This is a genomic window from Nocardia sp. NPDC051929 (genome assembly GCF_044548645.1).
Taxonomy (GTDB): domain Bacteria; phylum Actinomycetota; class Actinomycetes; order Mycobacteriales; family Mycobacteriaceae; genus Nocardia; species Nocardia sichangensis.
In genome coordinates, this window is record NZ_JBIUCG010000009.1 from 279474 (window position 1) to 288445 (window position 8972).

The following is an 8972-nucleotide window of genomic DNA, read 5'->3' on the forward strand; positions in this document are numbered from 1 at the left end:
ATCTTGCCGAACCTTTTGGTTCGGCTATACAGTTGCCGAACCAAAAGGTTCTGGAAACGGCGGCGGGAACGAGGATGGTTATGGGCTCTGTGGGGACTGGCTGGCGAGAACTCGTCGCGCGGGAGACCGGAGTGACCGCGGCGGAGTTGGACGCGCTGTGGGCCGGCCTGCCCACCGCGCGCGCCGAGGACATCCTCGGCGAGTGGAAGGGAGCGGCGTTCCCGACCGGGCATCCGCTGCGCAAAGCGTTGTCGGTGAGCCGCTGGTACGGCAAGACGTTCCACAGTGTGCTGGACGCCAAACCGTTGATCTGCCGCGCCGAGGACGGATCGCTGTTCTCCGATGTCGAACTCGGCGGCGGTGGGGAAGCGACATTGTGGAACATCGAGTTCCGCGGCGAGGTCACCGCCACCATGGTCTACGACAAGCGCCCGGTCTTCGACCACTTCAAATGGCTCGACGAGAACACGCTGATGGGCATCATGAACGGCAGGCCGGAGCTGGTGCTCGCCGACGGCGAGTACTTCTACTTCCTGCTCGAGCGGATCTGACCGATGGTGACCACCACCGCGGTGCTGTCGCGCGACCCCGCCGCGCCGTTCACCGTCGAATCCGTCGAGATCGACGCCCCCCGCGAGGACGAGATCCTGGTCCGGGTCCAGGCCACCGGCATCTGCCACACCGACCTGGTCACCCGGGCGGCTGGGGCCGCCGACCGTCCCGTGCTGCTCGGCCACGAGGGCGCCGGAGTGGTGGCGGCCGTCGGCGCGGCGGTGACCGGTGTCCATCCCGGTGACCGTGTCGTATTGACCTTCCGGCACTGCCGGTCGTGCCGCAGTTGCCGAGCGGGACGCCCGGCGTACTGCGTGCGAGCGGTGGAACTCAACCAGTTCGGCGCGCGGGCGGACCGGTCGCGCCGGGTCACCGTCGCCGGAACCGCGGTGCGGGACGGGTTCTTCGGCCAGTCCAGCTTCGCCGCGTACGCCTTGACCACCGCCGACAACACGGTGGTCGTCGATACCGAGGTCGATCCGGCTGTGCTCGCCCCACTGGGCTGCGGGTTCCTCACCGGCGCCGGAGCGGTGCTCAATGTGCTGCGGCCGGATCACGATGCCCGCGTCGCGGTCTACGGCGCAGGCGCGGTCGGTATGGCGGGTGTGCTGGCGGCGGTGGCGTGCGAGGTCGCCGAACTGGTTGTGGTGGAGCCGTCACCCGTCCGGCGGGCGCTGGCGCGGGAACTCGGCGCGACCGCGGCCCTGGATCCGGCGGCCGACGACATCGTGCCCACGATCCGGAAGCTGACCGACGGCGGGGCGACCCACGCGCTCGACACCACGGGATCGGCGGACGTGCTCGCCACGGCGGCAGGCGCGGCGGCGATCGGCGGCACGGTGGTCGCGGTCGGATTGGGCGCCGGGGTCCCGGCGATCGATCTGCGCGATATCGTGTTGGGCGGCAAGGTGATCCGCGGTTGCCTCGAAGGCGACGCGGTGCCCGCGACCTTCATCCCGCAGCTGCTGGACCTGCACGCCGCGGGACGGTTCCCCATCGACCGTCTGATCACGACCTACCCGCACGCCGACATCAACGTCGCGCTCGCCGACCAGCGCGCGGGCACGGTCGTCAAACCGGTCCTCACCTGGTGAGGTGACCGAAATCAGCCGGCGGCTGCGCCTCGGCACGCACGGCGGTTCCGGCAACTGGCACCGAAAGAACGGTTTGTTTGTGGTCGCGGGTGGTACCCGGTGCACGTATCGGCTCGACAGCGCGGTCGCGCCGGTACGCGATCGGGGGATCCCCGCTGCTCGACCACCGGCCGGTTCGACAAATGTCATCAAATCGTTTGCGCCGCACGAGAACGAGGGGCCCCTAAGGTTGAATGGCGCAAAGGAATTGCATCGTGATCGAGGACGTGAACGTGCCCGGCACCGACGATGAAGACCGAGACCGGATCATCTGGCCCGAGTCGCGTTTGAGCGCATGGTGGGCGGACGTCATGGGCCACCGCTTTCCCCGAACTCAGACGACGACATCGAGTTGATCCCCGGCCGCCGGTTCGCCGGGTGCGAGTACGAGCAGCGGGGGAGGTGTCCCGGTGGACTGAACTCCTCAGTGCTCACGGCACGTGCGGCCTGGGGAGCGTGCGGTCCGGTTTCCATGTCCCGGCCCACGCGGAGCGGATCCGCGGACGTCCTCTGAACTACCTTATTCCGGTATGACGGCGCACGCGCGTGTGCTACGCCCCGTCCGGTTGTGGCGTCCGGCGCAGCGCGAGGAGTCCGTCGATGATCTCGATCGCTGTCAGCGGAGCCGTCGCGGCGTTGTGGAGCTGTGCGGCGAGACCCGCGGGGCAGCCGGGCCCAGGTCTGGCGGTCGTGGCGCACGCGGTACAGCCCGCGACGGCCTCGGCGAGATGCGCTTCGACATTGCGCACGTCGAGTGCGGTGATCAAATCGAACCCGGTCGAGAAGGGGATCGGCATGTCGATGGGTTCCTCCGGCTCAATGTCCGATCGGGTGGCACGTCGCCGCGAGTGGTCCGTCTCCGTGCCGCGCGGCGCGAATCGGCCGGAACGTCGGACGGCCGCGCGAGCAGGCGCCGACCGCTGCCGGGCCGTCGCGAGCGATGCATGGGCGAGAACTCGAGGCGCTGTCTGGTGGATGGGATCAGTTTGTGGCCGACCCCGTTGTCGGCCTGCCGACATCGTTGTCGGGTCGGATGTCCGGTGACGTCGTTGTCGTTCGGACGAAGGAGCAGCACGTGTTTATATAGGCTCCGCATCGGTAATGTAACAGATGGATATACCTTCTGGGAACCCGTCAGCTAACTCGGATTCGCCGACCTTTACCCTGCCTGTGCCTGCTTTCATACGCGTGCGGCGGAGCGCGGGCTGCGGTTCAGCGACGAATACGCGTTGGGGGACTACCGACCCCGTCCGGCCTCGTGCCGGGCGGGGTCTTCCTCGTGCTCAGGCGGGAGGCGCGGACAGCAACCGGGTTCGCCGGGTCAGGGTGGCTCCGATGCCGTCGGCGGCCGCGCGGACCGATGCCGCGTGGGTCTCGGGCTGGAACCGGTGGGACGGGCCCGCCACGCTGATCGCTGCGACCACCTCGTCCGCCTCGCGAACGGGGGCGGCCACGCAGACGATGCCGGGCGCGGATTCCTCGAATTCGAAGGCCACGCCGTCGGCCGCGATTCGATCGAGCTGGGTGCGCAGCGTGCCCGGTAGGGCCATCGTCCGGGGGGTGTAGCGGCGAAGCGGTCCGGCCAGCACCTGGTCACGAAGCGCCGCGTCGGCGTTGGCCAGTAGTACTTTGCCGATGGCCGTGCAGTGCACCGGCATACGGCCCCCGATCCGCGACGGGGCGCTGGCCTGTCTGCGTCCGCCGATCTTCGTCAGGTACACGACATCCGTGCCGTCGAGAATGCCCAGATGCACGGTCTCGTGGATACGCGCGTTGAGTTCCTCCAGGAATGGAATGGACACTTCGAGCAGACTCCGCTCGACCGAAGCGCGCATCCCGAGCTCGAAAACATAGCTTCCGAGCCGATACCCGGCGTCGTTCCGGTCCAGCAGCCGGACCGCCACCATGTCGGCGAGGACCCGGTGCAGAGTGCCCTTCGCAATGCCGGTCCGCCGTCCCAGCTCGGCCAGGCTCAACGCGGTGTCATCGATCGAGAACGCCTCGAGCACGGCCATGATCTTGCCGAGCACGGTCGAACCGTCAATCGCACGACCAGCGAACGCGGATGACACGGTCGACCTCCAACCTCCGGACCCGCTCACTCTACCGCGGCGGCGTTCGGCTCAGTGGAACGCAATGCTGGCGGATGCGTTCCACCTGCGGCGACAGTGAGAGCACTGTTTCCTCCTCACGAGATCCGGGACTTCCGATGTCAACACCCCCAGGCCTTGACCGACGCTCCGTGGCTGCCGACGCTGCCACGATCGCCGCCGCCGACCTGCTCAGCGCGGCCGCCCGCTCCGGCACCCCGTGCGGACCGGTGCGCGATCTGATCGGTTCCGACGACGTGGCCGCCGCGTACGCGGTGCAGGAGCTGCTGACCGCCGAGCGTATCGCGGCGGGCGCGCGGGTGGTCGGACGCAAGATCGGCTTGACCTCCCCGGCGGTGCAGCGGCAGCTCGGTGTCGATCAACCGGACTTCGGAGTGTTGTTCGACGACATGTACTACGGGCAGGACACGCCCGTGCCGCTGAGCCGGTTGTTGCAGCCGAAGGTCGAAGCCGAGATCGCGTTCGTGCTGGGTGAGGACCTGGCGGAGGGGCCGCTCGATGACGAGCAGGTCCGCGGCGCGGTCGAGTACGCCGTGGCCGCGCTGGAGATCGTCGACAGCCGCATCGCCGGTTGGGACATCACCTTCGGTGACACCGTCGCCGACAACGCTTCCAGCGGTTTGTACGTCCTCGGCACCGAACACCGCACCCTCGATTCCTTCGAGCCCGTCACGGCACGGATGCGGATGTCGATCGACGGTGTCGAGGTGTCGACGGGAACCGGCGCGGCCTGCCTCGGCGATCCGCTGCACGCCCTGGCCTGGCTGGCACGCACCACACACGAGTTCGGCAGGCCACTGCGCGCCGGGCAGACAGTGCTCTCCGGAGCGCTCGGACCGATGGCGCCGATCCAGGGCCCTGGAACCGTCACCGCGGACATCACCGGTCTCGGATCGGTGACCGCGACCTTCATTCGGGAGTGAAACCATGAACGACAGCCCCGCCAAGCTCACAGTCGCGGTGATCGGATCGGGCAATATCGGCACCGATCTGATGATCAAGGTGATCCGGCACTCGACCGTCCTGGAGATGGGCGCGATGGTCGGCATCGACCCGGAATCCGACGGTCTGGCCCGCGCCCGCAGGCTCGGCGTGCCCACCACGTCCGACGGCGTGCAGGGCCTGCTGGAACTGCCGAACTTCGACGAGATCGATGTGGTCTTCGACGCGACTTCCGCCAAAGCCCACGCCGCCCACGCCGCGGTGCTCGAACCGCTCGGCAAACGCCTGATCGATCTGACACCCGCCGCGCTCGGCCCGTTCGTCGTCCCGGCGGTGAACCTGGACGCGCATCGCCACGCGCCCAACGTCAACATGGTGACCTGCGGCGGGCAGGCCACCATCCCGATCGTCGCCGCCGTCTCGCGCGTGGCGCCGGTCGCCTACGCCGAGATCGTCGCGTCCATCGCCTCGAAGTCCGCGGGGCCCGGCACGCGGGCCAATATCGACGAGTTCACCGAAACCACCGCGCACGCGATCGAAACGGTCGGCGGCGCGCGGCGCGGCAAAGCCATCATCATCCTCAATCCGGCGGACCCGCCGCTGATCATGCGCGACACGGTGCTGTGCCTGGTCACCGCCCCGGATCCCGGCACCCATGAGGCGATTCGCGAATCCGTGGAGCAGATGATCGCGCACGTGGCCACCTACGTCCCCGGCTATCGCCTCAAGCAGCAAGTCCAGATCACCACCGTCCCCGACGACCAGCCGGTGCACACCCTGCTCGGCCCCGACGCGACCGCGCCCACCCATCAGGTGACGGTGTTCCTCGAGGTCGAAGGCGCCGCCCACTACCTCCCGGCCTACGCGGGAAATCTGGACATCATGACCTCGGCGGCCGTGCGCTACGCCGAATCCCTCGCCGACACGATCGCCGCGGCGCCGGCGGGACAGGAAGCGCGCCGATGACCACCCAACTGTTCATCCAAGACGTCACCCTCCGCGACGGCATGCACGCCGTGCGCCACCGCATCACGCCCGCCGACGTCGGCCGGATCGTGGCGGCGCTCGACGCCGCCGGTGTCGACGGCATCGAAGTAGCCCACGGCGACGGCCTCGCCGGCGGCAGCCTGAACTACGGCCCGGGAAGCAACACCGACTGGGAATGGATCGAAGCCGCCGCCGACAACCTCACCCACGCCCGACTGACCACGCTGCTGCTGCCCGGCATCGGCACCATCGAAGAACTCAAGCACGCCTACCGGCTCGGCGTGCGCTCGGTGCGCGTAGCCACCCACTGCACCGAAGCCGACGTATCCGCCCAGCACATCGCCACCGCACGGGAACTCGGCATGGACGTCTCCGGATTCCTGATGATGTCGCACATGGCCGAACCGGCTCGCCTGGCCGAACAAGCGAAACTCATGGAATCGTATGGGGCGCACTGCGTCTACGTCACCGACTCCGGCGGCCGGCTGACCATGAACGGAATCCGTGACCGGGTCCGCGCCTACCGCGAGGTGCTCGACCCCGGCACCGAGATCGGGATCCACGCCCACGAGAACCTCTCGCTGTCGGTGGCCAACTCCGTCGTGGCGGTCGAAGAAGGCGTCACCCGCGTCGACGCCTCGCTCGCCGGGCACGGCGCCGGAGCGGGCAACTGCCCGATCGAGCCTTTCGTCGCCGTCGCCGACCTGCACGGCTGGAAGCACAACTGCGATCTGTTCGCGCTACAGGACGCCGCCGACGACTTGGTGCGGCCACTGCAGGACCGCCCGGTCCGCGTGGACCGCGAAACACTCACGCTCGGCTACGCCGGGGTCTACTCGTCCTTCCTGCGGCACGCCGAAACCGCCGCGCGGCGCTACGGCATCGACGTGCGCACGATCCTGCTCGAAGTGGGACGCAGGGGGCTGGTCGGCGGGCAAGAGGACCTCATCATCGACATCGCCCTCGACATGCTCGCCGAATCCTCCGGCGCCACCGCCTGAACGGCATCGAGCTCGCCGACGGTGATCAAATGATCGACGTCACAGATCCTCTGTGATGTGTTCGGGACCAGCTGCTTTGCCGCGCCGGTGCGGCTTCCCCCCACCTGGATCCCGGCCACACCGCCCATGGATTCCGAAGCCGCGTGCCCTCTTCGTCTCGTCGATCCTCTGCGAGCTCCGACGGTCCTTCCGCGGCTTTGGCTGCCGCACAACGACATTCCGGTGCCGCCGCGACAGCGCCACCGTCGCGGCGGGACCGCCGTCGTCGCCGGCCGCGAGAGGCCCTCACGCGGTTGCGTTGTGTGCGTGCGAGACTCGGGGCGATGCTCACTTACTTTCAAGCGACAGTCATCGGGGCGGTGCAAGGTGTCACCGAACTGTTCCCGATTTCCAGCCTGGGGCACTCCGTGTTGGTCGCGGCATGGCTCGGAGGCGACTGGGAGAAGTTGACCGGCGAGGGCGAGTCCGGTGCGGGCACACCGTATCTGGCGTTCGTGGTGGCGCTGCACGTGGCGACGGCGGTGGCGCTGCTCGGCTACTACTGGCGCGACTGGCGCGTCATCGTGGCGGGCTTTTTCACCACGCTGCGCACCGGCCGCCTCGACACCATCCCCCAGCGGCTGGCCTGGTCGATCGTCGTCGCCACCATTCCGGTCGGCGTGCTCGGCTTCCTGCTGGAACATCCGCTGCACGCGCTGTTCGGGACGCCTTTCTACGCCGGTATCTTTCTCGCGCTCAACGGCATCGTGCTGATCGTCGGCGAGGGATTGCGCCGGCGGAACGAGCCGTCGCTGGCCGAATACGGGCGGCGGTTCGCTCGGCGGGAAGCCCGCAGAGGCACCCTCACGGCCGAGGCGGAGACCCGGCGCCAATCCGACCGGCCGCTGGCCGCCCTCGGGACAGCGGACGCTCTCGGCATCGGCTTCGCGCAGGTCGGCGCGCTGCTGACCGGCTTCAGCCGTGCGGGCCTGACCATGGTCGGCGGCCTGTCGCGGGGTCTCGCGCACGAGCACGCGGCGAAATTCGCCTTCCTGCTGGCCACTCCGGCGATCCTCGGCGCGGGAGTCCTGGAACTACCGGAACTGGTCGGCCCGCAAACCGAAGGCATCCGTGGACCGGTGTTGTTCGGAGCCATCGTCTCCGGGGTGTCGTCGTGGCTGGCAGTACGGTTCCTGGAGCGCTACTTCCAGACCCGGACCCTACTGCCGTTCGCCATGTACTGCATCGTCGCAGGCACCCTCTCGGTCGTCCACTTCAGTTGAGCTCTGCTCGGCCGAAGTCGCCGATCCGGCTCCGGCGCGGCCGGAACGATCAACCGGTCACGCATTCGTCGGCCTGCACCTCCTCGTCGGTGTCCAGGACGACCGCCGCGCCGACCATCCCGGCGGCGACCAGTTCGATGACAACGGCGGAGGATCTCGGTTCGCCGCGGTAGGGGATCTCGGACTCGTAGGTGAGTTCGTCCCGGTCGCGCAGTTGCGCAGCCGCGATGGCGAGATCGTCGTAGCTGAGGGTCTGGTCCCCGACGAAGGCCGGGTCGGTGCCGGTCAGTGCCCGGGTGCGGTGTGCGTAGGTGACCGGGCGGGGTGATTCGGCGGCGATCTCGGCGATGACGGCGGGGTCGTCGAGGGCGAGCCAGTCGAGGGTGCCGGTGGGTGGATCGCCGAGGGTGAGGCCGATTTTGGCCTCGAGGTCGTCGGGCAGTGCGGTGTCGGGGACGACGGCGGCGCCTGTTTTGAGGACGGCCCAGGTCGCGATGACCGCTTCCATGCCGCGATCCAGACGCAGTGCCACGCCCGCGCCGGGGCCGCAGCCCCGCGCGATGAGTACCCGCGCCAAACGCGACGAGCGGGTCTCCAGATCGTGGTAGGTCAGCTCGTCGTCGCCGGACAGGATGGCGGGGGCGTCCGGATCGTCCTCGACGGCGGCCACGAGTGTTTGGGCGAGTGTGGTGCCCGCGGTCGCCGCCGAGTTCGGCGGCGGGGTGGGAACGCTTCTGGCCGTGCCCATTTCCCGTTCGGTTCGGTCGAGGATGTCGATGTCTCCGATGGGGGTGTGGGGGTTGGTGGCGATGGTGGTGAGGATGCGTTCGAGTCGGTGGCCGAGGGTGTGGATGGTGGTTTCGTCGAAGAGGTCGGTGGCGTAGGTGAGGATGGTGTCGAGTTCGGCGGGGGTGCCGTCGTCGTGGTGGTGGGGGTTGATGTTGACTTGCAGGTCGAATTTGGCGGCGACGGTGTCGGTGTCCA

General features: G+C 68.6%; 10 protein-coding genes. 7 read left to right on the forward strand and 3 right to left on the reverse strand.

Annotation, left to right across the window (positions count from 1 at the left end; translation table 11 throughout):
• The first annotated feature begins 80 nt into the window (after window positions 1-80).
• The 3 genes from ACIHAX_RS14320 (at window position 81) to ACIHAX_RS14330 (ending at window position 2041) form a co-directional block, all read left to right on the forward strand.
• The gene (locus ACIHAX_RS14320) at window positions 81-551 is read left to right on the forward strand and encodes a DUF4334 domain-containing protein (RefSeq protein WP_364438961.1); all 471 of its coding nucleotides are present in this window, start codon (window positions 81-83) and stop codon (window positions 549-551) included.
• A gap of 6 nt (window positions 552-557) precedes the next feature.
• A complete protein-coding gene (locus ACIHAX_RS14325) occupies window positions 558-1646 on the forward strand; it encodes an NAD(P)-dependent alcohol dehydrogenase (RefSeq protein ID WP_364439015.1) in 1089 nt (362 codons plus the stop codon).
• A gap of 254 nt (window positions 1647-1900) precedes the next feature.
• Window positions 1901-2041 (forward strand): hypothetical protein, encoded by a 141-nt coding sequence (locus tag ACIHAX_RS14330; protein ID WP_364438958.1) that lies wholly within the window; start codon window positions 1901-1903, stop codon window positions 2039-2041.
• A 195-nt stretch (window positions 2042-2236) separates the two neighbouring features.
• Here ACIHAX_RS14330 and ACIHAX_RS14335 read toward each other — a convergent pair whose 3' ends face one another.
• Together ACIHAX_RS14335 and ACIHAX_RS14340 are read right to left on the reverse strand one after the other, a co-directional pair.
• Complete coding sequence (locus ACIHAX_RS14335; protein ID WP_364438955.1) at window positions 2237-2482, reverse strand: hypothetical protein; 246 nt, start codon at window positions 2480-2482, stop codon at window positions 2237-2239.
• A gap of 486 nt (window positions 2483-2968) precedes the next feature.
• Window positions 2969-3700 (reverse strand): IclR family transcriptional regulator, encoded by a 732-nt coding sequence (locus ACIHAX_RS14340; protein ID WP_397277755.1) that lies wholly within the window; start codon window positions 3698-3700, stop codon window positions 2969-2971.
• Between the two features lie 194 nt (window positions 3701-3894).
• Between ACIHAX_RS14340 and ACIHAX_RS14345 the strand changes: the two genes are divergently transcribed.
• The 4 genes from ACIHAX_RS14345 (at window position 3895) to ACIHAX_RS14360 (ending at window position 7988) form a co-directional block, all read left to right on the forward strand.
• Window positions 3895-4719, forward strand: coding sequence for a 2-keto-4-pentenoate hydratase (locus tag ACIHAX_RS14345; RefSeq protein WP_397277733.1), 825 nt, complete (start codon window positions 3895-3897; stop codon window positions 4717-4719).
• Window positions 4720-4723: 4 nt separating this feature from the next.
• On the forward strand, window positions 4724-5704 hold the full coding sequence (locus ACIHAX_RS14350; protein WP_397277735.1) for an acetaldehyde dehydrogenase (acetylating): 981 nt from the start codon (window positions 4724-4726) through the stop codon (window positions 5702-5704).
• Window positions 5701-6726: a 4-hydroxy-2-oxovalerate aldolase gene (dmpG, locus tag ACIHAX_RS14355; RefSeq protein WP_397277737.1), complete on the forward strand. Its 1026-nt coding sequence runs from the start codon at window positions 5701-5703 to the stop codon at window positions 6724-6726. Before ACIHAX_RS14350 ends, dmpG begins: the two co-directional genes overlap by 4 nt.
• 323 nt (window positions 6727-7049) lie before the next feature.
• Window positions 7050-7988, forward strand: a complete 939-nt coding sequence (locus tag ACIHAX_RS14360; RefSeq protein ID WP_397277739.1) for an undecaprenyl-diphosphate phosphatase — start codon at window positions 7050-7052, stop codon at window positions 7986-7988.
• Between the two features lie 49 nt (window positions 7989-8037).
• Here the strand turns inward: ACIHAX_RS14360 and ACIHAX_RS14365 are convergent.
• On the reverse strand, window positions 8038-8972 hold a 935-nt coding region (locus ACIHAX_RS14365; protein WP_397277741.1), incomplete at its 5' end, for an AMP-binding protein.

What these genes read in the sequence shown, in the direction of transcription:
- ACIHAX_RS14320 (WP_364438961.1), top strand. Translation starts at nt 81, where the DNA reads ATGGGCTCTGTGGGGACTGGCTGGCGAGAACTCGTCGCGCGGGAGACC.
- ACIHAX_RS14335 (WP_364438955.1), bottom strand. Translation starts at nt 2,482, where the DNA reads ATGCCGATCCCCTTCTCGACCGGGTTCGATTTGATCACCGCACTCGAC.
- ACIHAX_RS14340 (WP_397277755.1), bottom strand. Translation starts at nt 3,700, where the DNA reads ATGGCCGTGCTCGAGGCGTTCTCGATCGATGACACCGCGTTGAGCCTG.
- ACIHAX_RS14345 (WP_397277733.1), top strand. Translation starts at nt 3,895, where the DNA reads ATGTCAACACCCCCAGGCCTTGACCGACGCTCCGTGGCTGCCGACGCT.
- ACIHAX_RS14350 (WP_397277735.1), top strand. Translation starts at nt 4,724, where the DNA reads ATGAACGACAGCCCCGCCAAGCTCACAGTCGCGGTGATCGGATCGGGC.
- dmpG (WP_397277737.1), top strand. Translation starts at nt 5,701, where the DNA reads ATGACCACCCAACTGTTCATCCAAGACGTCACCCTCCGCGACGGCATG.
- ACIHAX_RS14360 (WP_397277739.1), top strand. Translation starts at nt 7,050, where the DNA reads ATGCTCACTTACTTTCAAGCGACAGTCATCGGGGCGGTGCAAGGTGTC.